This is a genomic window from Curtobacterium sp. PsM8, from assembly GCF_030433875.1.
Classification (GTDB): Bacteria; Actinomycetota; Actinomycetes; order Actinomycetales; family Microbacteriaceae; genus Curtobacterium.
Genome location: NZ_JARUXD010000008.1, coordinates 17,560 through 40,482, shown reverse-complemented (window position 1 = coordinate 40,482; position 22,923 = coordinate 17,560). Strand labels below are relative to the sequence as shown.

General features: G+C 66.9%; 24 protein-coding genes and 1 tRNA gene. 17 read left to right on the top strand and 8 right to left on the bottom strand.

Annotated features, from left to right (window positions below; translation table 11 throughout):
- Positions 1–65: 65 nt before the first annotated feature.
- From QCD68_RS03070 to QCD68_RS03035, 8 genes are all read left to right on the top strand, one after another.
- Positions 66–1,322: a molybdopterin molybdotransferase MoeA gene (locus QCD68_RS03070; protein WP_301221979.1), complete on the top strand. Its 1,257-nt coding sequence runs from the start codon at positions 66–68 to the stop codon at positions 1,320–1,322.
- A complete protein-coding gene (gene moaC / locus QCD68_RS03065) occupies positions 1,319–1,789 on the top strand; it encodes a cyclic pyranopterin monophosphate synthase MoaC (protein ID WP_301221978.1) in 471 nt (156 codons plus the stop codon). The genes QCD68_RS03070 and moaC overlap by 4 nt, the downstream gene beginning before the upstream one ends.
- Positions 1,786–2,301: a MogA/MoaB family molybdenum cofactor biosynthesis protein gene (locus QCD68_RS03060; RefSeq protein WP_301221977.1), complete on the top strand. Its 516-nt coding sequence runs from the start codon at positions 1,786–1,788 to the stop codon at positions 2,299–2,301. Before moaC ends, QCD68_RS03060 begins: the two co-directional genes overlap by 4 nt.
- Positions 2,298–2,735: a molybdenum cofactor biosynthesis protein MoaE gene (locus QCD68_RS03055; protein ID WP_111074966.1), complete on the top strand. Its 438-nt coding sequence runs from the start codon at positions 2,298–2,300 to the stop codon at positions 2,733–2,735. The genes QCD68_RS03060 and QCD68_RS03055 overlap by 4 nt, the downstream gene beginning before the upstream one ends.
- A gap of 50 nt (positions 2,736–2,785) precedes the next feature.
- Positions 2,786–3,424 carry a hypothetical protein gene (locus QCD68_RS03050; RefSeq protein WP_301221976.1) on the top strand — a complete coding sequence of 213 codons (639 nt, stop codon included), beginning with the start codon at positions 2,786–2,788 and terminating at the stop codon, positions 3,422–3,424.
- A gap of 91 nt (positions 3,425–3,515) precedes the next feature.
- Positions 3,516–3,914: a PLD nuclease N-terminal domain-containing protein gene (locus QCD68_RS03045; protein WP_301221975.1), complete on the top strand. Its 399-nt coding sequence runs from the start codon at positions 3,516–3,518 to the stop codon at positions 3,912–3,914.
- A complete protein-coding gene (locus tag QCD68_RS03040; protein WP_301221974.1) occupies positions 3,911–4,573 on the top strand; it encodes a hypothetical protein in 663 nt (220 codons plus the stop codon). Before QCD68_RS03045 ends, QCD68_RS03040 begins: the two co-directional genes overlap by 4 nt.
- A 517-nt stretch (positions 4,574–5,090) precedes the next feature.
- Positions 5,091–6,944, top strand: coding sequence for an ABC-F family ATP-binding cassette domain-containing protein (locus QCD68_RS03035; protein WP_111076452.1), 1,854 nt, complete (start codon positions 5,091–5,093; stop codon positions 6,942–6,944).
- Positions 6,945–6,998: 54 nt separating this feature from the next.
- On the opposite strand, the gene QCD68_RS03030 is transcribed toward QCD68_RS03035, so the two are convergent.
- Entirely contained in the window at positions 6,999–7,493 is a 495-nt protein-coding gene (locus QCD68_RS03030) for a MarR family winged helix-turn-helix transcriptional regulator (protein WP_111076453.1), read from the bottom strand.
- Between the two features lie 79 nt (positions 7,494–7,572).
- Here QCD68_RS03030 and QCD68_RS03025 point away from each other — a divergent pair.
- Positions 7,573–7,644 (top strand) — tRNA-Gln (locus QCD68_RS03025).
- Positions 7,645–7,910: 266 nt separating this feature from the next.
- Here the strand turns inward: QCD68_RS03025 and QCD68_RS03020 are convergent.
- Entirely contained in the window at positions 7,911–9,731 is a 1,821-nt protein-coding gene (locus tag QCD68_RS03020; RefSeq protein ID WP_301221973.1) for a hypothetical protein, read from the bottom strand.
- Complete coding sequence (locus QCD68_RS03015) at positions 9,728–10,621, bottom strand: site-specific integrase (protein WP_301221972.1); 894 nt, start codon at positions 10,619–10,621, stop codon at positions 9,728–9,730. Before QCD68_RS03015 ends, QCD68_RS03020 begins: the two co-directional genes overlap by 4 nt.
- Positions 10,622–11,074: 453 nt before the next feature.
- On the opposite strand from QCD68_RS03015, the gene QCD68_RS03010 reads away from it, so the two are divergent.
- Positions 11,075–11,644, top strand: coding sequence for a helicase associated domain-containing protein (locus QCD68_RS03010; RefSeq protein WP_301221971.1), 570 nt, complete (start codon positions 11,075–11,077; stop codon positions 11,642–11,644).
- A 15-nt stretch (positions 11,645–11,659) separates the two neighbouring features.
- Here the strand turns inward: QCD68_RS03010 and QCD68_RS03005 are convergent, their stop codons facing one another.
- A complete protein-coding gene (locus QCD68_RS03005; RefSeq protein WP_301221970.1) occupies positions 11,660–12,517 on the bottom strand; it encodes a hypothetical protein in 858 nt (285 codons plus the stop codon).
- A 442-nt stretch (positions 12,518–12,959) separates the two neighbouring features.
- Between QCD68_RS03005 and QCD68_RS03000 the strand changes: the two genes are divergently transcribed.
- The 7 genes from QCD68_RS03000 (at position 12,960) to QCD68_RS02975 (ending at position 19,947) form a co-directional block, all read left to right on the top strand.
- Entirely contained in the window at positions 12,960–13,373 is a 414-nt protein-coding gene (locus QCD68_RS03000; RefSeq protein ID WP_301221969.1) for a hypothetical protein, read from the top strand.
- A 110-nt stretch (positions 13,374–13,483) separates the two neighbouring features.
- Positions 13,484–14,050: a hypothetical protein gene (locus QCD68_RS02995; protein ID WP_301221968.1), complete on the top strand. Its 567-nt coding sequence runs from the start codon at positions 13,484–13,486 to the stop codon at positions 14,048–14,050.
- Positions 14,051–15,101: 1,051 nt separating this feature from the next.
- Positions 15,102–15,404 (top strand): LacI family DNA-binding transcriptional regulator, encoded by a 303-nt coding sequence (locus tag QCD68_RS17475; protein ID WP_367316823.1) that lies wholly within the window; start codon positions 15,102–15,104, stop codon positions 15,402–15,404.
- A gap of 315 nt (positions 15,405–15,719) precedes the next feature.
- Positions 15,720–16,289, top strand: a complete 570-nt coding sequence (locus QCD68_RS02990) for a hypothetical protein (RefSeq protein WP_301221967.1) — start codon at positions 15,720–15,722, stop codon at positions 16,287–16,289.
- 35 nt (positions 16,290–16,324) lie between these two features.
- A complete protein-coding gene (locus QCD68_RS02985) occupies positions 16,325–17,059 on the top strand; it encodes a hypothetical protein (protein ID WP_301221966.1) in 735 nt (244 codons plus the stop codon).
- Complete coding sequence (locus tag QCD68_RS02980) at positions 17,056–17,673, top strand: hypothetical protein (RefSeq protein WP_301221965.1); 618 nt, start codon at positions 17,056–17,058, stop codon at positions 17,671–17,673. The genes QCD68_RS02985 and QCD68_RS02980 overlap by 4 nt, the downstream gene beginning before the upstream one ends.
- Before the next feature lie 750 nt (positions 17,674–18,423).
- The gene (locus tag QCD68_RS02975) at positions 18,424–19,947 is read left to right on the top strand and encodes an SIR2 family protein (RefSeq protein WP_301221964.1); all 1,524 of its coding nucleotides are present in this window, start codon (positions 18,424–18,426) and stop codon (positions 19,945–19,947) included.
- 506 nt (positions 19,948–20,453) lie between these two features.
- On the opposite strand, the gene QCD68_RS02970 is transcribed toward QCD68_RS02975, so the two are convergent.
- Genes QCD68_RS02970 through QCD68_RS02955 form a run of 4 tightly spaced genes read right to left on the bottom strand, consistent with a single transcriptional unit; the run spans position 20,454 to position 22,913 of the window.
- Complete coding sequence (locus QCD68_RS02970) at positions 20,454–21,482, bottom strand: hypothetical protein (RefSeq protein ID WP_301221963.1); 1,029 nt, start codon at positions 21,480–21,482, stop codon at positions 20,454–20,456.
- The gene (locus tag QCD68_RS02965) at positions 21,482–21,727 is read right to left on the bottom strand and encodes a hypothetical protein (RefSeq protein ID WP_301221962.1); all 246 of its coding nucleotides are present in this window, start codon (positions 21,725–21,727) and stop codon (positions 21,482–21,484) included. The genes QCD68_RS02970 and QCD68_RS02965 overlap by 1 nt, the downstream gene beginning before the upstream one ends.
- On the bottom strand, positions 21,724–22,575 hold the full coding sequence (locus QCD68_RS02960) for an antitoxin VbhA family protein (protein ID WP_301221961.1): 852 nt from the start codon (positions 22,573–22,575) through the stop codon (positions 21,724–21,726). The genes QCD68_RS02965 and QCD68_RS02960 overlap by 4 nt, the downstream gene beginning before the upstream one ends.
- A 56-nt stretch (positions 22,576–22,631) precedes the next feature.
- Positions 22,632–22,913, bottom strand: coding sequence for a hypothetical protein (locus tag QCD68_RS02955; protein ID WP_301221960.1), 282 nt, complete (start codon positions 22,911–22,913; stop codon positions 22,632–22,634).
- Positions 22,914–22,923 lie beyond the last annotated feature (10 nt).

Sequence of the window (22,923 nt, the reverse complement as noted above, 5' to 3'; positions counted from 1 at the left end):
GCCAGGAACGGCCCGCGAGCGGTGCGTCGTCCGATGCGCCGCGTCAGGACCATTCGGAGGCGCGCGTGCGAACGATCGGTCAGCACCGGGAAGCAGTCCAGGCGCTCGTCGAGCCGGCCCTGCCGGGTGGGCGGGGAGACGCCGAGTCAGTGCCGGTCGTCGACCTGGCCGTGGCGTCCGGCGCCGGACGCGGGTACCGGGTGCTCGCGGCCTCCGTGCCCGCACCGACCCCGCTGCCCGCGTTCGACAACAGCCAGATGGACGGGTTCGCCGTCCGCGCTGCCGACGCCGGTACCACCCTGCGCGTCGTCGCTCCGATCCCCGCTGGCCTCGTGCCCCCACCCCTCGAGCCGGGTACCGCAGCCCCGATCATGACCGGGGCGCGGATCCCGGACGGTGCCGATGCCGTCTTCCCCGTGGAGTCGACCCCCGCCGGTGCCTTCCCCGCCGCGCTCGACGCCGAGGTCGTGCCGGTGCCGGACGACCTGGTCGCGGGCACGTTCGTCCGCGTCGCCGGTTCGGACCTCCGCGCCGGGTCGGCCATCGCCCGCGCCGGACAGGCCGTCACCCCCGCCGTCCTGGGCGCCCTCGCCGGGGCGGGGGTCGCCACCGTCGACGTGTTCCGTCGTCCGCGGGTGCTCGTCGTGTCGACCGGCAGCGAACTGCTCCACGACGGCGGTGCCGCCGCGGCCGGTGACCTCCGCGCCGGGGCGGCCATCGGCGACGCGAACGGTGTCGCACTGTCCGCCGCGCTCGCCGAGGTCGGCGTCGAGACCCGTCGCGTCCGGGTGCCCGACGACGCCGAACGGTTCGTCGAGGCGCTCGACCAGGCCGTGGGGGAGTGGGCGGACCTCGTCCTCACCACGGGCGGCATCAGTGCCGGAGCGTACGAGGTGGTCCGCCAGGCGCTCGAGCCGCGGGGGCTCCAGGTGACACCGGTCGCGATGCAGCCGGGCGGTCCGCAGGCCCTCGGCAGCGTGACGATCGCCGGTCGGTCGGTGCCCGTCGTCGCCTTCCCGGGCAACCCCGTCTCGGCGCTGGTGTCGTTCGAGGTGTTCCTGCGCCCGGTGCTCGCCCGCGCCGCCGGACTGCCCGAGGGCCGTCCCAGTGCCGACCTGCCGAGTGCCGACGCCGCGACCTCGCCCGCAGGCAAGCACCAGGTCCGGCGCGGGACCATCGTGGACGGCCGTGTGCAGTTCGTCGGCGGGCCGAGCTCGCACCTGCTCTGGCACTACGCGGAAGCCACGCACCTCGTCCACGTCCCGGTCGGCACCAGCCAGGTCGACCCGGGCGACGTCCTGACCGTCTGGAGCATCCGATGACCGACCTGTCCCACGTCCGCGCCGACGGCAGCGCGCACATGGTGGACGTCTCCGACAAGGACGTCACCGCACGCTCCGCCACCGCCACCGCGACGCTCGTCACCCGACCGGACGTCGTCGCCCGGATCCTCGACGGCTCGCTGCCCAAGGGCGAGGTGATCGGCACCGCCCGCATCGCGGCGATCATGGCGGTGAAGAAGACCGCCGACCTCATCCCGCTCTGTCACCCGCTGCCGATCGCCGGGGTCGAGGTCGACATCACCGGCACCGGGGACCGCGTCGTCGTCAACGTGTCCGTCCGCACGACCTCACGCACCGGCGTCGAGATGGAGGCCCTGACCGGCGCCAGCGTCGCCGCCCTCACCGTGTACGACATGGTCAAGGCCGTCGATCGTGCAGCGTCGATCACGGACGTCCGCGTCCTCGAGAAGCACGGCGGACGTTCCGGCGACTGGATCGCGTCATGACCCTCGACACTCCGGACCGCGGTCGCGCCGCCGTCCTCGTGGTCTCCACCTCGGCCGCCACCGACCCCGCGCTCGACCGCACCGGACCCGTCATCGCCGAGTGGCTCCGCACCCGCGGGTTCACCGTCGGCGACCCGGCGATCGTCCCCGACGGCGGCCCCGTCGCCGACACCCTCACCGCAGCCGTCAGCGGTGGTGCCCGCGTCGTCATCACCACGGGCGGCACCGGCGTCACCCCGACCGACCGCACCCCCGAAGCCGTCGCGCCGCTGCTCGACCTGGAACTCCCCGGCATCGTCGAGGAGATCCGCCGCCGCGGTCTGGCCGGTGCCGGACCCACGGCACTCCTCAGCCGCGGAGTCGCCGGGGTCGTCGGCGGTCGGGCGTTCGTCGTCACGCTGCCCGGGTCCCGCGGCGGGGTCGCCGACGGGCTGGCCGTGCTCGACGGGCTCCTCGACCACCTGCTCGCCCAACTGCACGGCGACGGGCACGCCCCGCGGAGCGCCCCGTGAGCGGCACCGCAGCCGAACGGGTCGTCGTGGCCGACGTCGTCGACCGGGACATCACCGTCGACGAGGTGTCGGCGGTCGTCGCCTCGGACCAGGACGGAGCCGTCGTCACCTTCGCCGGGGTCGTCCGCGACCACGACGGCGGCAAGGGGGTCACCGCCCTCGAGTACGAACGGCACCCGAGCGCCGGTGACGTCATCGCCTCGGTCGCCCGCAGCATCGCGGAACAGCACCCCGAGGTCCGCATCGCCGTGCTGCACCGTGTGGGCGCCCTCGGCATCGGGGACGTCGCGCTCGCCGCGGCCGTGGCATCGGGACACCGGGCCGAGGCGTTCGCGGCCTGCGGTGCCCTGGTCGACCTCGTGAAGGAGCAGGTGCCTATCTGGAAGCACCAGCGCTTCACCGACGGGTCGGACGAGTGGGTCGCGGCCCTCTGACCGTGGGTGATGCGTCCTCTGAGGTCGCGGACGGTGTTCGATCGGGAGACGTGAGCATCGACCAAGACCTGGTGTCCCGACGATGGGCGGCGGCTGCCCACGACGCGGAAGCGGTGCTCGCGGACGAGGGCTCGCTCCTCCGGGTCAGTGCGTGGTCGCGGTGGAGTCTGTGCCTCGGCGTCCTGGCACTGCTCGTCGTGACGGTCGGGTTCGTCGTCCTGCCCCGCGGAGACGACGACACCCTCCACGTAGTCGCCGGACTGTCGGTGGTGGTCGTGGCCCTGGGCGTCGTGGTCGTCCGCACGATCCAGGGGAACCGGGTCCGCGGACGCCTGGGCATGGCGTACCCGACGGTGACGACGGTGTTGACCAGCCGGGAACGCCAGGCCGTGCAGCGAGCGGTCACCGGTCGGACCCCGGTACCGGCCGATCGGCGTCGGGTCGTCCGCGCGGTTGCCCTGCTCCGTGCGGACCTCCTGCGCGTCGAACAGCCGCTCTGGTACGCGACGGTCTGGAGTGCCCTCGTCCTGGCAGCCGGGTCCTCGGACTTCCCGCTCGGTGCGTTGTACGCGGTGTCCGCCGTCCTCGTCATCGTCGGAGCCGGGGTCGTCGGGGCCGATGTGTTCCGGGTGCGCCGGGTGCTCCGAGCCGGGCCGACTCGGAAGGACGCCCCCGGCTCCGCCGCGTGAGCCCGTCCGCGGGAGCGACAGGTGCGTGCCAGCTCGGACCGCGACGGTGGGAGTAGCGGGAGGACACAGCGGGCCCATAGGATCCGAGGCCATGGGAATCCTGCTGTCCGGCGTGAGCGTCGTCCTGCTCGTGTTCGCGTTGATCGACATCATCACGCGGACCGACAGCGAGGTGCGTGGGCTGCCGAAGGTCGCGTGGATCATCCTCGTGATCCTGCTGCCCGTCGTCGGCAGCATCGTCTGGTTCACGATCGGGCACGACTGGGCTGCCGGCCCGCGGAACCACGGCCGGTACCTCGAGCCCGCGCGTCACGAGGACCGGTACGCCACCCTCGGCGCCGCGAAGAGCGCGCACGGGGACAAGCGTGTCTCGAGCACCGAGCAGGAACTCGCCGAGCTCGAGCGAGAGATCGAGTACTGGGAAGCGCAGGCGCGCCTGAAGCGGGCGAAGGACGCGGCCGGCGAAGGCGACCCGACCGCGGCGACGTGAGTCGGGCCTCCCGGCCGGACGCCTGGGCCGACGTCCCGCCGCTCTCGTTCGACGACCGGCGTTGGGAGTTCGTCGACCAGCGCTCCGCCTTCCTGGCGGACGGTGCCGAACCGCGGGAGGTGCAGCGCAGCGGAGCACGTCTCCGCAGCCGGTTGGTCGCGGCGGCCGCACTGATCGTGCTCGCCGGTGCGCTCGGGTGGTTGCTGGCCGTGCAGACGACGACGCCGGCTCGGCAGCCGTCGGACACGTCGTCCCTGATCGGCACCGGCGCCTTCGTGCTGGCACTGGTCGTCTGGGCGGTCGGGGTCGTGCGGATCAGCCGCGCACGCTCGTGGCGGACGATGTGGTCCGATCCGCTTTCCGGGATGACGATGCGGGAGCGACGCGGGATCGAGCGGGTCCTCAGCGGTCGCGCGCCGGCTGAGCCGCACCGCATCCGGGTGCTCCGACGGCTGGCACAGCTGCGGCTGGTGCAGAGCGAGTGGACCCTCTGGTTCACCGCGGGGTGGGTGCCGCTGGCGGTGGGGCAGTCCCTCGCGGCGGGCAACGGCGTCATGCTCTGGTTCGAAGCCGTCCTCGCGCTCGTGTTCGGGGTGATGTTCGTCGTCGTGACGAGGCAGCGGGAGCGGTGGCGGGCGTTCCTCGAGCGGACGGCGTGAGCGGCGCCTCCAGGCCGGGCTGACGGGAGGCGCGGGCTCGCGCTCCTGGGCACCCTGGCTCGCGGGCTCGGCCGCGGGGCGGACCCGGCGCGGGTCGGACGTGGCGCCGGCCGGACCCGCCCAACGACATCCGGCTCGCGCCACGGGATCAGCCGGTTCGAGCGGGATCCCGTTGCGCTCAGCCAGCCGGAACCGGCGGAGCCCCGTGCGCCCCCGCGCCCCCCGGGCGACCGCCGGGGCACGGCGACGGCTGAGCCCGGCGGACCCGGGGCGGCCCGGACCGGGTGCCGCCCGAGCCGGCGCGAACCGGACCCGCACAACCGCATCCGGCTTGCACCGTGGAATCCCGTGGTGCGAAGGAGATCCCGTTGGGTGCAGCCGATCGGAACCGGCCGCGCGCCCGCCGGCCCGCCTGCCCGACGGCAGCGCCGCCGCCCCGCTCAGCGCCGTCCCCACGCGCTCCGCCGCCCGCACCCCCTGGCACCCCGCACCCCCGCGACCCGCCTACCCTGGTCAGGTGGCTCATCTCCTCGGCGCCGAGAACGTGCATCTCGAGTTCCCCACCCGTGTCGTCTTCGACAGCGTGACCATCGGCCTCGACGAGGGCGACCGGATCGGCGTCGTCGGCCGTAACGGCGACGGCAAGTCGACGCTGCTCGCGCTCCTCGCACAGCGCCTCGAACCGGACGACGGCCGCGTCACGCACCGACGCGGGGTGACGATCGGCTACCTCGACCAGCGCGACATCCTGCCCGAGGGCATGACCGTCGGGCAGGTCGTCGTCGGTGACCTCGCCGAGCACGAGTGGGCCGGCGACGCGAAGATCCGCGACGTCATCGGGGGCCTCGTCTCCGACATCCCGTGGGACGTCACGGTCGACGAACTGTCGGGCGGGCAGCGACGTCGGGTGGCGTTGGCGCGCCTCCTGGTCGGCGACTGGGACGTGCTGTTCCTCGACGAGCCGACCAACCACCTGGACGTCGAGGGCATCCAGTGGCTGGCCGAGCACATCAACCGCCGCTGGTCCGCGAACCAGGGCGGCATGGTCGTCGTGACCCACGACCGGTGGTTCCTCGACGCGGTGTCGACCGACACGTGGGAGGTGCACGACGGCGTGGTCGAACCCTTCGAGGGCGGCTACGCGGCGTACATCCTGCAGCGCGTCGAGCGTGACCGGCAGGCCGCGTCGAGCGAGCAGCGCCGCCAGAACCTGGCCCGCAAGGAGCTCGCCTGGCTCCGCCGCGGCGCCCCCGCACGGACGAGCAAGCCGAAGTTCCGCATCGACGCGGCGAACGCCCTGATCGACGACGTGCCCCCGATCCGCGACACTGTCGCGCTGTCGCAGATGGCGACGGCGCGCCTCGGCAAGGACGTCGTGGACCTCCTCGACGCGGGTGTGTCGTTCGACGGCACGATGATCATCGAGGACATCGAGTGGCGGATCGCCCCGGGTGAGCGGACCGGCATCCTGGGCCCGAACGGTGCCGGCAAGTCGACGCTGCTCAACCTGGTCTCCGGCAAGCTCCAGCCGACGACCGGCCGGGTGAAGACCGGCAAGACGGTGCAGATCGCGGTCCTCGACCAGCAGCTCGCCGACCTCGCCCAGTTCGCCGAGGACCGCGTGCGTGAGGTCGTGGCGCGCAAGAAGACGAGCTACGTCGCCGACGGCAAGGAGATGACGCCGTCGCAGCTGCTCGAGCGCCTCGGGTTCACCTCGGAGCAGCTCTCCACCCCGGTGAAGGACCTGTCCGGCGGGCAGAAGCGCCGCCTCCAGCTCATGCTGATCCTGCTCGACGAGCCGAACGTGCTGATCCTCGACGAGCCCACGAACGACCTCGACACGGACATGCTCGCCGCGATGGAGGACCTCCTCGACACCTGGCCGGGCACCCTGCTCGTCGTCAGCCACGACCGGTACCTGCTCGAGCGTGTCACCGACCAGCAGTACGCGGTCCTCGGCGGGCACCTCCGCCACCTGCCCGGTGGCGTCGACGAGTACATGAAGCTCCGGGCCGCGGGCACCGGTGGCGGGACGGCGTCGGCTGCTGCCGCGGCATCGGCCGGGAGGCCCGACACGGCCGGGTCGTCCGCCGTCGCCGCCGCCTCGGGGCTGCGTCCGGCAGGGACGGCGGCTGCGCCGACGCTCTCCGGCGCGGAGCGTCGCGTGGTGGAGAAGGAGATGTCGGCGCTCGACCGCCGCATCAGCAAGCTCGCCCTGGACCGGAAGAAGCGGCTCGAGGCGTTCGGTGCGCACGACCAGTCCGACTACGAGGGGCTCGGGAAGCTGCAGGCGGAGTTGACGGCGTTGGACGCCGAGGTCGAACAGCTCGAGGAGCGGTGGCTCGAGGTCGCGGAGCAGCTCGGGGTGTAGCGGGGCCCGGACTGCCTGCTGCGGTCTGCCGGACGTGCTCCTGCGGGGTCGGCGCTAGTCGCCGAGACCCAGGATGAGCCGGCGCAGCAGTCCCGCCAGCTGGCCCTGGTCGGCGTCGGACACCCCGGCCAGGATGTCCCGCTCCGCCCGGAGCAGGTCGGCGATGGCAGCGTCCACCGCCTGACGCCCCACGGTCGTCAACGACACGAGGATGCCGCGGCCGTCCCGGGGGTCGGTCCGGCGTGCGACCAGCCCGCGTGCGGCCAGCCGGTCCACCCGGTTCGTCATCGTGCCGCTGGTCACCAGGGTCTGCTGCAGCAGGGCCTTGGGGCTCAGCTCGTACGGGTCGCCAGCGCGCCGCAGTGCCGACAGGACGTCGAACTCCCACGGCTCCATGCCGCCCGCATCGAACGCCTGCCGCCGAGCCCGGTCCAGGTGCCGGGCCAGCCGGTCCACCCGGGACAGCACGTCGAGCGGCGCGAAGTCCAGGTCCGGACGCTCCCGGCCCCACGCCGCGACGATCCGGTCGACCTCGTCCTCTGGCGGCATCCGTCCATCATGGCGTGGATCGGCGGCGCACGACCAGTGTCGGGCACATGGGAGGATGGTCGGGCTCCTCCGGGGGCGTTCCGCCTTGGTGTAATGGCAGCACGACGGCCTTTGGTGCCGTTAGGTCCGGGTTCGAATCCTGGAGGCGGAGCTCCGGACCGATCGGCCTATCGACCGAATCGGTTCGGTGTATCCGATTCGACCCTCCTTGAGGCCTGCGCGGACCCTCTGCAACGCCTTCAGCTTGGCTCTGAGGAGCCCAAAAGTGTGCATCGGGGGCGCGAACGTCGTCGACGGACGTCGTCAAGGACGCAAAAAAGCCCCCCACCCGATTTTCGGGTAGGGGGCACCGACTCGGGTGCTTTTTGCTCACGCCGAGCGGCTGGGGTTGGTCTGTTCAGTTCGGAGCGGGCCTGGTCAGGCCGCTACAGGTATGTCCGGCGGCGCGGTCGTGATCTGGAAGTCGGCCCAGTACTTCGCAGGGTCGCGCTGTTCGTAAACGGCTGGGTGCGATCGGTTTTTGCGATTCCGGTGGGCGAGGTTGAGTCGTTCCTGGTACCAGTCGACGATGCGGTGGATGTTCTCGCAGGCGGCCGCCATCGCGGCGCAGAGGGCCGCGAACCATGGGCCGCGCACGAGGCGCTTCATCGCGATGCCGAGTGCGAGGTGCTCCGGGTTCTTCACAGAAGCATTGCCAGACTCGACGGTGTTGCGCAGCCCGTACATGCCGCGCCACTTTTCGGACTTGTACTCGAACTCTTGGCCGTACTTGAGGTGCTTCGTGTTCTCCTCGTTTCGGCTGCCGCCGCCGAGGACGCCGGGGATGAGGACGGTCTTGCTCGGCACGGTGATCTCGACGATCGATCCTGTGTTGGGATCGATATCGACGGAGTCTTCGAGACTGAGGGTCGGGTAGAAGTACTGCCGTGCGCCGTCGGCTCGGTGACGACCACGCGGTTCCAGGCGGAAGCGGGAGCGGCGGCTGCGCTGCTGAACGAGCACGTCGTGCGCGGCAGCAATGTGTGCCTCACGAGTGGCTTCGTCTGCGATGTTGTCGGTCGCCGCCTTCTTTGCGTCGGCATAGGTCTTCTCGGCGAGCTGAAGCATCTCGGGCATCGAGGCGAGATACCAGCTTCCGTCGCACATCACGAGGTCATGCTTGCCGTCGGGGCTGGCCCAGAAAGCCTGCTTGCCCTTCTGGTCGATGCCGTAGTCCATGATCAAGCTGACGCCATGCTGTGCGAAGGGCAGCTGCAGGTCCTCCACCTTCGCGTTGGGCGTGTAGGCGCGGTCGGCGATGAGGGTCTTGATCTTGATGTCGCGGGCGATGAGGGACTCAAGCAGCTTGCGACCGTGTCCGACGAGCTTGCCGGGCTTGTGGTCGCCAATCGCCGTGAAGAGAAGCGGAAAGTCCTTGTCGGCGTCGGGGCTGTTGCGGGTCCAGATGCAGTACTCGATTTCCTGACCGTACTTGCGCTTGCCCGGTCCCTTCTTGGAACCGTCGTGGTCTCCGTTACGCACGTAGAGGCCGCCGCCGTGGTTGGTCGGCATCTTATCGCCGGGACGCATGTTTTCGAAGGCTTTGTGCATCCCGACGAGCTCGAGGATGGTGGCGTCGATTGCGTGTGCTCCGTCTGAGCGGTCCCGAATCTCCTTGGGGAGGAGGAGTACGGAGCCGTGCAGGATAGCGGTCATGAGCTCCTCGCGCCGTCGGGTTCGCGCACCCATCTCCACAGGGTCCCGCTTTGCCACAAGCTCGTTGTAGAGCTCGAAGGTCATGCCTTCGTGGCGGTCGCCGGGCTCGTCGTCGACCAGGTCGCGGAGGCGAGCAAGCGCCGCCCAGACTCGGTCGTACATCAGCTCCTGGCGGTTCTCCACAACTTCGGTGATACCGAGGCGTTTCCGCTGCTTCCACGGCATGACCATCAGCATCTCGACGGCTGCCAGGAGTGACATTTTTCGGTTCGCGCGCAGGGACACGAAGACGAGCATCAGGGCGCTCGCTTCGCTGAACTTGCTCTTCTGACCGGCGTTTGATTTCCGCGTCTCTGCTTTGAAGCCGTCGATGACCCGCTGCACGTCGCCGTGCCTGCACACAAGGGATACCTCGTGAACGGCCCGCTTGACGGACTTCTTCGTGCCCATTGTGACCCAGTCGCCGAGGGTCATCTCGAAGCCCTGCTCGAACCATCGATCGACGTGTTCGGCGTCGTGGTACTTCGTCAATGCTGCGGTCATCGTGTGACCTCCTGCACGCGAAGCTGCTGGCGATAGGACGCAGTGTCGAGGGCGGGGACGTGTGCGACGAGTTGGTCGAGGTGTTCGAACTTGGTGACGCCTGCGGCGGTCATGAGGGCGCGCATGTTGCTGCCGGCGATGAGGTGGGTGATGAGCCACGTGTTGCGCATGCGGGGCGTGACCGGGTCAGGCTCGCGGCCCCGGTCGGTGTCGTAGAGGAAGGTGGTGAGGGTGCTGATGCCGTGCTTGATTCGCTTAGGCGAGCCAAATACCCAGTGGTCAGCTTCGACATCGGCGACCGAGTCGAGGAGCAGCTGTTCGAAGCGGGCGAGCAGCGGAACGGCCCGGCCACCGTTGGTCACGGTGACGACGATGCCGTGGGCGTCCGCCGTGATGTCGGAGCGGCGGACCTGGAGGAGTTCGCTCGCCTTTAGTCCGGCGCCGGTGCAAAGCGCGAGGACGGCACCGGCGCTACGGCGGCGCGCGGCGGTTGACTGTCCACGCGCCCAGCTTTCGAGCAGGTGCAGGTCGAGGTCGTCGTAGGGGGCGGCGGTGTTCTGAGGTGTGGTCGGTGCGAACTGCAGCGACACGTCGCCGATGAGGACCTTGGACATCCGGAGGAGCGCTGACCGGTAGGTACGGCGGGTGGTGTCCGACCATGCGACGTCGTCGCGGGCGACGTAGCGGCGGACCATAACGGGGTGGAACACGACCGCGGTCGTCGTCGGGTAGCCGTTGACGTTGACCACCCAGTCAGCGAACGGCGCCGCGATCATCATGAGCCGGTCGCGCTTGAGCCCGGTCGCTCCGGCGACTGTCGTGGCCGCCTCCACCACGAGTGCACGAAGGGTCTCCCAGCGGTCGCGGGGGAAGGTCGGCTGGTAGCTCATCGCGCGGGCAGACCGAACGGCCGCAATGACCGTGAGACTGTAATCCAGGAGCGCGCCGTGACCCGGAGCGGTCTGGGGAATCGTTCGCATGCGGGGCCTATGCCGCGGTGACGAAGCCGGGTCCGATCTTGGATCCAAGATCGATGATCCTGGCCGCTCACTTCCGCACCAGCTCGCGAGAGTAGGTCCGACACGCCCGGGATCCGCGGGTGGCTCTAGCAGCCGCCGTGAGTAGTGCTGGCGAGGTCCGGGTCGCCTGACGCGGTCGGTGAGCGTGCAACGGCTTCAGCGCCCCTTTCCTGTTGCGCGGCCTCAGCCACCGTAGGGAGCGCGCGTTCGGAGTGGGTCCTGTTCCTGGACCCGGTTCTCTCCGGCCCCGCCGTGGCGCCACGTTTTTCGTGAGTCCGCGCATACCGACTCCGCGACCGATGGCCGGTCGCGGAGAGGATCCGCATGTCTACCCCCACGGCAGCGCTTGCTGCGTTGTGGTCCGAGTACACCGCCCTGAGCGATCAGCCCTCCCGGCTGCTGTCGCTCGAGCAGCGCCGCGGAGTCGAGTACTACCTGGCCGACATCAACCCGGACGCTGCGTCACGGCCGTTCGTGCGGCGGTGGATCGATCGTGTGCACGAGCTCGAGTCGTTCGCCGTCGCGTCCGGCCGGATGCCGTTGGCTGATCGTCGCCGTCCACGGCCCGCGACCGCGGAACAGTCGTTGGTCGACGCGGTCGCCTACTTCCGGCAGGTCCACGTCGCGGGTGGCTACTGCGACTACCAGGTGCGTCGCCTTGAAGCGGTGCCCGGCTTTGCATGGTCGCCGCGAGACGCGCGCTGGGCGACGATGCTCGCTGCGCACCAGCAGTTCTGGGCCGATCACGGCTTCGCGCCACGACGGCGATCATCGGATCCCGCTGAGGTCGCGATCGGACGGTGGGTCGCCCAGCAGCGCGCTCTGCACTCGCGTGGGCGGCTACAGCCAGCACGTGCTGACCGTCTGCGACACGCCGCGTTCCGGGTGCTGTGACCGCGGCTCCCCGCGTCAGGGCTGGTGGTGCCTGTCCGCGCGAGCTTCGCGGATGACGCGGCGACGCTCGTCCGAGCCCTGCAGCGCCGGGATGTGGATGAGCGAAGTCGCGAGGTGTTCCGGCTTGGTCAGGCCGCCCGCGGTCATGATCAGGTCCGCCGGTGTCCGGGCGGCGAGGTGCGTGACGATCCATGTCTGACGCATCCGAGTGGGGACAGGCGTTGGCTCGTTCCCGCGGTCGGTCCGTCGAATGAACGGGGTGATGGCATTGAACGTGCTTAGGCGTGTCGCCGGGCCGAACACCCATTCCCGACCGGACCGACCCGTCAACGAGTCGCGGACGAGATCCTCCCAGCGCTGCAACACTGTGACGTCGCGGGGAATCGAACCGGCGACGGTCACCCGCACCCCGGCGCTGCCGACCTCGACGTCCTCATCTCGAAGATGCTGGATCTCCCACGGGTCGAGTCCCGCTCCGGCGGCAAGACCGAGGATCAGCCCAGCGTCCCGACGACGCTGGGCTGAGCTCTGCCCACGAGCCCAAGACTCAAGCAGCCCAAGCTCGCAGTCCGTGTATGGCAGGGTTGGTGTCTCCGTGTTCAGCGATCCGAACGGGATGGCGCCAGCATCGGGCACGACGACCTCTGCGATGCGGAGGAGCAGGGAGCGGTAGTCGCGTCGGGTCTTGTCCTGCCATTGCTTGTCGTCTCGGCCGATGTAGCGGCGGATCAAGACGGGGTGGAAGACGACGTGCATCTTCACCGGGTAGCCGCACACATTCACGACCCAGTCCACGAAGCCACCGACCACCACCATGAGCCGCTCGGCTAGGTAATGGCAGGCGGGGGCGATCAGAGCGACTGCGTCGGTCACGAAGAGCCGAATGTGCTGCCAGCGCTCCGCGTCGAACTGTGGACGAAAGCTTTCAACCGCTCGCGCCGCTCCCGGTTGCAGAAACGCGACAAGAGTCCCCCGCAGGTATCTCTCGTCCTCGAGAACACCCTTTCCGAGGGGCTCGGGTTCCCAGCATTGCGTGTGCGCGCACTCGGCAACCGGACCGGGGCGCCTGAACGGCTTGCCGTACGCGGCTCCGGTCGGCCGGCCCGGAAGTCTGGGGGAGTGCGGGCTTCGCTGAGCCGGAACGATCTGCCCGTCGGGGACGCGGGCAAGTCGGAGAGCGGCGTGTTGACTCTCGGTGAAGTGACGCATGTAGGTGCCTATGCATCCTCCGCGGCTTCGGGTGCTGCTCGGCGTGTCGCTGCGGCGAGCGCTTTGGCGGTCACGAACTGCGACGGAAGGGGGTGAGCATGGAGGGGTGATTACGAACGAAGATCAGAACGACATCGAAGAGCAGGAACCCGCACTGGATCCGGTGCTGCTGCACTACCGAGAGAGCAAGCTCACTGCAGCCATCAGGAGTGGCGACGTGGAGGCAGTCGACCGTGTTCTCGCGGAAAACTTCGTCGCCTTCGATGGTGACGAGCGGCTCGGTCGCCGTGAGTTCCTCCGACGTGTGCTCTACTCCGAAATCCTCGAACCCGAGGGGGAGCCTGTCTGGGGCGTCCGAGACGAGGAGACGCCGGCGAACGGTGTGGCCCACGACTGGACGGACGCTGATGGCGTCCGCCACGTCCGCGTTTCTTTCTGGACGGACAACGAGGAGGGTCTGCAGCTGCAGAAGCACATCTCCTTGATGCGGCACTTCAACGGCGCAGCGATCCGCCGATAAGGCGCGCCCGCGACGTCCCACGGCCACTGTGGGACGTCGCGACACGCCGACAACGCGGCCGAACAGAGGGTCGCTGCATAGGGACCAGGACACCTACTCCTGGAGGACCCTTGGACTACCGCACCGCCACCCGCGAAGAACGAGCCGCCGAGTTCATCGACTTCGCAACGAGGCTGCACGATGGCCGCTATGACTACACCAACGTCGAACGGAACTACGTCAACGGCGACACAAAGGTGACGATCGTCTGTCCGGACCACGGACCCTTCGAACAGACGCCTCGAGAGCACCGTCGGGTCCGCGAGACTCCGTGGGGCCCTCAGCGTGGGCAGGGATGCCGCGACTGCAAGGGCTTCAACGCGAACGTCGAACTCCGTCGCGAACGCTTCATCGCCAAAGCCGTTGACATCCATGGTCGCCGCTACGACTACAACGAAGTCGTCTACGTCGACGCGAAGACCGACGTGACAGTGCTGTGCGCTGAGCACGGCCAGTTCTCTGTGCGCCCCGACAACCACACCTACAAGCATCCCGCCGGGTGCCCAGACTGCGCTCTTGCCGGCCACCGAGCGGCAAAGCGGTCTAAGAAGACCAACCAGAAGGGTCAGTGGAGAACCCGCCCCGTTGGCGCAACGACCGGGCGGAAGCGGCCTCCCCGCAGTCGGACGGCCAACTGACAATCGCACAGGTCTTCGACTCGCAAAGCCCAAGCCGGCGAAGTCGCTTGCCCTCTGTGGGGCTGACCGCAGTCGCAGGCTGACACCATCACGGTGGCGTTCCAAGGGATGTTCTCGCGGTTCGTCGACATGCCGCAGTAGGCCGGTTGTTGTGACTGCTCGCGAAAACCGTCGCCTGCTCTCAAAATCGTTGCTAGGGCCGGTCGGCGACAACTTCACTGAGCAGCGTTGTCCGGGAGGAGAGGTGACGGGGCATGACGGCTTAAGGGAAGCCGCGCAGATCCCGCGCCGGCGGCCACATGCCGGTCCAGATCAGGGGGCGGGGCTTCATACTGCCGCCAGGGTGACGACTCACATCGGCACTTCGGAGTGCTCACTCTTGGGCACCGGTAGCCGAGCCGGCGCTCAACTGCACGAACGCAACTGCTCGCTCGGCACTAGCCCTCGTCTGGAACGTGCTGCCGGAACGCGCGAGGTTGAATTGACGACGGCACGCCCGCCAACGCCACTCTCCGACTGGATTGACGTAAACCACGAATCGAACGTTCGAGGAGACGGCCTTGAAGGCGGCCGCTGCTCGTTGCGCGCCGACGAGTGTGTCAAATCCAGTCCCGGCGCGAGCGACCAGTTCGTTCTCGGATGAGTGCAAGCGCCAGGTGTACTGGCCATTTTGCATCGGAACCGAGGTGAATCGAAGGGACATCGTGTCCCTACTTCCGTTGCGACGAGGCTGAATGCCTCGAGTTGCGATGCTGTCGCGGCGGACAGCGGACGGACGTCGCGCGAGGCGGCGGGCGGGCACAGTCAAAGCAAGCTCCAGACGGGCCTACGAGTGAATCCAAGGACACTCGACCAGCCGTCGGGCTTCCCCGCTCGTCGGGCTGGTGACCTCATCGGTAACCGTGTGACCTGTTGCAGTCGACCCGGAGGTCGTGGGCGTTCGCCGGTGCGCCTCTCACAGAACACGATCGTTTTCGTCGCCGGTGAGTTGCCTCTTCCTCCGCCCCATACGCTCATAGCTGCACAAACTGTCGAAGGGTGGCGAATCGACATGTCCACCGTGCAGGATGTGGCGGAGCTGGCAGGCGTATCCGTCGCATCGGTCCCATGTGTCCTCGCCGGCCGTGGCAGCGTGTCAGCCGGCACCCGAGCACGTGCGCTCGACGCTGCGCACCGGGTCGGTTATCGGCGTTCGTGGACAAGGCAGGGGCGACCGGCGACGGAACGACTCGGAGTCGCTCTCGTCATCGGACGAGTGGGAAGCGCCTGGACCGAACGTGTTATCAGTGGGGCGTGGCGAGCCTCTGCACGAACCGGATACGGCCTGACGATCCTCGTCGAAAGCTCCAACTAAGAAGACCACTGGCCTCGACGACTTGCTCCGTATCGCCCAACTGGCGTGGTGTGCGGCGTCGTTCGACCGCTGCAAACGCAGCTCTAGAAGTCTCGACGGGTCCGCACGCACGTGGCTTCCGGCCGACGCCTCTTCGGCGCACCTGCCTGGATGGCGGAAGTGACCTGTTCTGAGTCGTCGTCCTGCTCGTCGTCAGCGCCCAATGGCTGATCTTCGTATCCGACCCGTAAGCGAACCTCCCAAAGAAACGACTTTTTATCCATATCAATTGAACGCAAAGCCGAGACTCCCTCATTGCTCTGCTAGAGTCGCCCCATGCTCACGCCCGGGACGGCCGTTCATCTGCACGCGGCCGGACAGGCCGCCTCCCCTACCGCCCCTTGGTGGGGCGTTCCTGTCGTCGCTGGCTGCTTCCTGATTGTCGGTGCAGTGCTTGGGTTCTTCTTCAATCGGCTTCAGGACAAGCACCGGGCCGATCGCGAGAAGCTTCAGCGCTGGGATCAGAACGTTCTGGACCACACGTCACGCGTCGTCCTCCTAGCAGAGCGGTTCATCAGCGAAGCACACGACCACGAACGGTCGGAACGGACCATGGCCGAAGCGGGGATCGCGCAGATGCATGCGGGCCAATCGGTCGATCCCCCACCTGTGCCCGCGACCCTTGCCCGGTTCATGGACACCTACGAGGAGATCTTGAGCGAACTGACGTCGCTCCGTCTGGTGGCGACAACCAACATCCGCGACGAAGCCCAGGAGGTGAAAGATGAGGTCTGGCAGCTGATGATGGTGTCGACGATGGAGGACATCTACGCCAGAGAGAAGCTCGTCCGGGGAGCAGTCAAATCGCTCGAAGCTGCCGTTCGAGACCACTTCGAAATCGAGTGATCGAGGAGGAATAGGTTGCGCGCTATAGTCGCCGAGTGAGCCTCACTTCGGTCGCTGGTGCAGCGACGACTCCGACGTCCGGTCCTTCTTCAAGCCCATCCCACATCGTCGTCGAGCTGGTTTCAAACGCTGGCAGCACGCCGTGGTGGGGCGCCGCGGTGATCACTGGCAGCTTCCTCCTGGTCGCAGGCTTTTTCACCTACCTCTTCGCCAAGAAAAATGAGACGACTAAATTCATGCGTGAAACGGCCGCGAGAAAAAATGCGGAAGTGGCGGAACTCGGTGCGGAATTGATCACATCCGGCAACAAGGTCAAAGACATCGCGCTTCTCGCATTAAGTCACCCCCTGACTGAGTTTATGCAAGTATTGGTTAATCAAGGAAAACCGGCGTGGGATACATTCACCCTTGCCTCCAATCGCTTCCAGCTTGCCTACCCGCGAAGCATGGAGGGCGACTTTAAGCGGTACTTGACGACGACGATGTCCCTCATGCTTCCGCCGTTCGAACAGCCCGGACAGTTGCACGCCATTGAAGAACAAGCCAAAGCTTCGCTTGCGCTGACGAATGCACTCCGCATCCTTCAAGGACGCGAGCCGATCGAGGCTGAGATCGATAAGTCGACCCTGATCGAGAACACGAAACAGTCCACCTCCGTTCTCATCGATGAGATGGTGGGTGAAGCGCTCAAGTTCAAACATGCGAGCCAAAAGACCCGCCCGGAACAACGGGATGGGGCAAACCACGAGGAAGCGGTGCAGCAACCATGAGCGAAAACCTGGTCAACCTGCTATCCGTAGCTGAGCCGGCCAGCCCCGCAATACCTGCGTGGCTACTGATCGTTGGAACAGTCGTCACCGTTTGCGGCAGCGTACTCACAGCGATAGCAACATACTACGGCGTTCAAAAAGCGCGGCTCGATATAGAAGAGAAACGTCGAGCGCTCTACCCATCACCGCCCGCGCCAATAGTCGCGCCCGCTCAGAGCGGTCCGCCCCAGCCGCTTATGGACAATCAGCGAGTTCAGGACATGATCTTGCGATTCATTGTGCTGTTCATAGTCCTAACCGCCTGGAATGTGATCGGGGGCCTCTTCGACTTTCTATCGCGGTCACCTGTCCTGTTGGCCCTTTTCGATACGGACTGGCTGAGTGTAGTTGCCTACTTCCTCTCGCTAGTCATCGCAGCGATCCCTTCCATCGGCAGCGCGCTCATCGCTCTGGCGCTGGGCGTTCCGTTGGCGTTCGATCTTGCACAGCACTACAACTTCGCGGTTCCCGCTCGCCTCAACTTCCTTCAGAACCCTCGACGACGCGTATTTGTGGCGGTTGCAACCGCCGCCCTCGTTGTCGACGTCGGCTCGAAGGTCCTGAACTCCTGGTAGAAAGACAAGCCTCGTGGGCTCTGGTCGGAGCGTAGCGAGAACTAGTTGCTTTTTTTGGATGTTACGGTGCTCCTGTCGGCCTGCGCTCGCTCGGCTCCTCTGGCATCGGTCCGCTCACACGTTCCTTTAGGTAATGGCGGCAGCCACGGGCTTCACGCGTTGGCCAACGCTGCTGGCCGCGACCGTCGCCGTCGCTGTTGCAGAAATCATTCTGATCTCGTTCGGACCGGGAGTTGCGCGACAGCAGGAACGGGAGCGCCGTGCGGAGCAGACCAACGCGTCCGCTAGCCGGTTGCCCCGCGGACAGCGGAGATGCTGACGGCGACTACCGCGAGCGAATCACTGACCGTCCCAATAGCCGATCGGCGAACGAGGCGCACTCAGCGGCGGATCCCGTAGCGCCGCCCCCGCGCCGTCCCGTGAGGTTCAACACGAATCAGTCGCCGGTCCGACCGATGCAGTGACGTTCCGCGTATTGCTCTCCCGGAGCTGGCGCGGCGGGAGAGTGAACCGAGAACGGACGTGGCGGACGTTCATTGACCCACGCACATCGATGACATGCCCAAGCCCTCCTGCGCTGACAGAACATTCTTAGCGTACTGCGACTCACCGAGCAGTGATGGACAGGCAGTAGATCGCTGGCCACTTCAAGAACTGGGCCTTGGGTCCGAGATGGGCACTTCAGCTGGTCTTCAAGTGCCGCGCGCGCCGAACCGGAGGTACCAAGTCGTTCTGCTCTAGAGTCTGCACATGGGTAAGGTCGACGACTTCCTTAGCGAGCACCTTCACGGTCTTGCCGGTCCGTACCTCTTTGTCGGCGCGGGCCTCTCCCGGCGGTATGTGGGGCTCGGGGACTGGAAGGGGCTGCTCACGCACTTCGCCGACCTCACTGGTCAGCCGTTTGCGTACTACCTCGGCGCCGCAGGCGGGGATTTTCCGATGGCGGCTACGCTCATCGCGGACGCCTTTTACGACTCGTGGTGGTCTGACGCCGCGTTCACGTCTTCGGTCGACGAGTGGAGAGATTCAGTAACATCCCGCGCTTCGCCACTTAAGTTCGAAGTAGCTAGATACGTGCGGTCGGCGATAGATGGATTCGCCCCGCCCGCTTACCTTCTTGAAGAGTTCGAGTTGTTCAAAGATTCCATTGTCGATGGCGTCATCACAACTAACTTTGATTCGCTACTCGAGCACGTATTTCCGGACTTCCGCCCTTACGTTGGTCAAGATGAACTTGTCTTCTCCGACACGCAGGGCATTGCGGAAATTTACTATATTCATGGAGGCGAACGGCGCCCCAACTCGTTAGTGCTCACCGCGGAGGACTATGAAGACTACAACGCGCGGAACGCGTACCTGGCTGCAAAGCTGGCGACCATATTCGTCGAGCATCCCGTTATATTCCTTGGCTACAGCCTGGGCGATTCGAACATACAAGCGTTGTTGGATTCGCTCATCACTGGTCTCCGCCCCGAGAATGTCTCCAAGTTGCAGGATCGACTCATCTTCGTCGAGTGGGTACCCGACCAACCGGCGGACGTAAGCTCCACTGTGATGAATGTGAACGGGGTGTCTCTCCCGATCATTCGCGCAACTGTCCCAAACTTTCTGGAAGTGTTTAGCGCTCTCGGGCAGCGTGAGCGTGCGATGCCAGCACGCATCCTGCGGCTGCTTAAGGAGCAGGTTTTCGAGCTCGTGCAGAGCAATGATCCGGACGGGCGACTCGTCGCCGTCTCCGACATCGACGACTCGAGCGCCAGCGGCTTGGACGTCGTCTTTGGCGTTGGAGCGAAGATGACCGCAGTCGGTATCGTCGGACTCACACGTCAGGACCTGTTCGATGACGTATTGCAGAGCCCCGCTCGCGACTTGCCAGCAGATCTAGTGATCTCGAAGGTCTACCCTAAATTTCCGGTTGCGACGTATGTGCCCGTTTTCAAGTATCTCGTCGAGGCTGGTTTGTGGACGGGTGGCTCATGGCAAGGAGGCTCTTCGCTCGAGACTGCAGCCAAGAGGCGGGCGGATAGATATGCGGAGCTATTCGCGAAGCTTGAAGAGCCGGGCGTGCTGATGTCGGTGGCTGACCTCGAGGCGAACATGGGCTGGGACCGTCTTCTGAACAGCGCAATGCAATTGCCTAGACTGACAAACGATGTCGACGGTCTGCGAGCGTTCCTGATGGAGTATCGCGAGAAGCGCTCTGAGCCGTGGTGGTCCACGCAGTACGCGAAAGCGGTCGTCGCGTACGACTGGATGCGCTTTGGCCGCGCCTAAAACGCCTCCTTCCGGGATTTCTCTTCAGCTCATGCAGGTGTCTTGGGCCGCCCCGGCCCCTTGTGTCACTGACCGGCAGCCGGTCGCTCACTGAAAGCGCCGGCGAGGTGTGGCCCGCCGCGACTGCATTTGTCGCAGAAGACTAGTCCGGTGATGTTCTCAATGAAGGACCCGTATGTGAACGTCGGTGCAGGTTCCTACTGTCGCGGTCCTGGGCCGTCGTCGTTCGGATCGCTGCGTGTCGGCTTCGCCGTTCGCGCACTCGTTAGTGATGCGCGCGGCTCTAACGTGCGTGAGCTCCCCGAGCCACTGCCGGTGTACGCCTGGTTCCAGCTGCCCGATCATCTCCTTCGTCGAAGTGACACCCACGCGTACCGCCTGAGCCGGGATGCCGTCTGGGGCGAGGCCGGTCGCGATGACACCAAGCTCGCTGCGTGACTCTGGCGCAGTTCGGTGAGGCACCGACGGCAGGTTGGTGCGACTCCGGTCTGATCGGTGGCCCGCCGTCAGCTGGGCAGGTTGTGGCGGAGGTCGTAGCCGGTGTCGGCGAGGAATTGCAGCCGGTCGCGTACTTCTTGCAGGGAGGCTGCGTCGTCGGCGTTGCGGTAGTCGGCGCGGAGGAGTGTGTTGGCGGTGATGATGTCGTCGGTGCTGTCGGTGTATCCGGTGGCTGCTGCGGTGAGGAAGATGGTGGGGTCGGCGGGTCGGATGAGTTGGGTACCGGAGAAGCCGATCGTGTCGGGTTCGAAGCCGAGCGCTGCCATGTCGACCTGCTGCTCGGTGAACGCGACGACCCGGTAGGGCATGTCCCGTCTGCTGATGGCGGGGTAGCCGGGCCGGTCGGAGATGGCGCGGCCGGAGATACGGCAGCCTGCTGCGATGAGCCGTTTCGCTTGCTCGACGAGCGGCAGGTCGGACGTCCATCGGGTCCGAACGCCCCCTGGTCCGGGGTAGCAGGCGATGGCGAAGTCGACGAGCCCTCCGACGTGTCGTGACTCCCACCCGACGTCGGTGCGGTGCACGCGCTTGCCGAGGCGCGCGAGCCCGTCGTCAACCTGCCCCGGCGAGAGCCCGGACTGCACAAGCCTGTCGAAGGTGGCGCCGTTGACGGCGAGCATGCGGGCGACGGCGAACGTGACGTAGATCGGGGCTGCGTCCTTCCATCGTTCCTTCGTGCCAAGGGCTTGTCTGCCGTCGATCCAGACGCGGCGCCGGTCAACGTCGACCAGTAGCACTGTCGCGGTCTGTTCTGCGAGCGCGATCTGCGTGGCAGTCACGGTCCGCGGCGCCAGCAGGAGTAGTTCGACGTCGTTCGGGTCGTCGTCGCGGGGGCGTTGGGTGAGGGTGGGGAAGCGTGCGCGGCGGCCGTCGGCGAGGCGGATCGTGTCGTGCGACTCCACGACCGCGCGAAGCCCCGCAAGCTTGAGGACGGACAGGGTGTCCGTGAGGTCGGTAGTGTCACCGAGCCCGTACGGCATCGTGATCTGCGGCCGCCCGGAGTACGCGGCGGCAACCCATTCGAGTCTTGGCCCCATCAGCTGCGCGCTTCGAGGGTGTCGGGCCGGGTGAGGGCGATAAGCCAGCGGGTCTCTTCGAGGAACGGTTCCCACCCGGTGCGGGTGTCGCCGTGGGCCGCTTCGCAGATGATGCCGATGTCGGTGCTGCGGATGGTGACCTGCCGCAGCTCGGTGCTGGGTGGGTCGCGGAAGAACACGTGCCCGTGCACGCCGGTGGCGTCGTAGGCGACGTTGAGGAGGAACAGGTCCGGCCGGCGGGTCATGGCCGCCACCGTCGTCCGCGGAACAGGGCGATGATCGTCGTCAGCGGCCGTCCTTCTCGCATCCAATCCAGCGGCGTCAGGACCCGTTCGTCGACGGTGAGGAAGTCCAGGGGTGTGGTCATGAATTCTGTCATCGCTGCCGCGTCGAGGAGCGGTTGAGGGGCTGCCGCGTAGAGGACGTCGAGGCCTGGCAGGAGTGACGACGGGTCTCCGAAGTCGGGGAGGCCGGGCTTGACGAGTTGCCAGTCGGGGATGCGTTCTTCGCCGTCGAGGTCGAAGCTCGTCAGCTGGTTCGCTTCGAACAGCTCACCGACCTCCTCGATGCTGATCTGCAGGGCGGCAGCGACTTCCGGTTCGGTGAGGGTGGTGTTGAGGAGGTGCCGGCGGATGCGGGCTTGCGTGGTCTGCCACCAGTCCTCGGGAACGTCCGCCGGACCAACCGCGGAGTGTCCGCGTTGGCGGGAGATCTGTCGGCCTTCATCGGCGTACGCGGACAGCTGCTCGCGGGTGACTTCCCCGCGGGCGTACATCCACAGCTGCGACTGCCACGGCATGTCGTCCGGGAACCCTTCCAAGTAGCCCGAGTGGATCACCGCCCGGACGGCCTTCTCGCGGCGTGCGATCTCGGACGCGGGGATGAGCAAGGTCTGCACGATGCGGTTCGCTTCCCGAACCGCCGGCACGCTCAGGTCCGACAGGACCGTGTTGGTCCTGTCGTAGAGCTCGTACCCGGGCTCGACGTCAATGGGGCGGACGAGGATCTGCGCCAGGTGCGCGTCCGGGTTCTCGGTGTCCTCGAGGAGCACATGCCCCCAGAGGATCCGGTCGTTCGACACGTGCATGGACACCAGACGCATCATCAGCAACTACCTCCATGGGGAATGGGTGTGAGTAGGGCGGGTGGTCAGGGCTGCGGGAAGTCAGCGGGGGTTCGGCCGATGCGGTCGGGGGCGTAGCGGAGGAGGAACCGCATGATGCGGTCCGCTTCGACCATCGCCGGCACCGACGGGTCCTGCGCAGTCGGGTCGACGTTGGTGAGGCGGAACCACGGCCGTCCGTCGGCGCGGTCGATGAGGACCGTGGCGGGCTTGTCATCGAGATGATCGGGGTCGGTGAACATGACGGAGCCGAAGAACCGGGTGTCGTCGTATGCCAACGTCAGCGACAGCAGCTGCAAGGTCATCATCGGGCTCTCG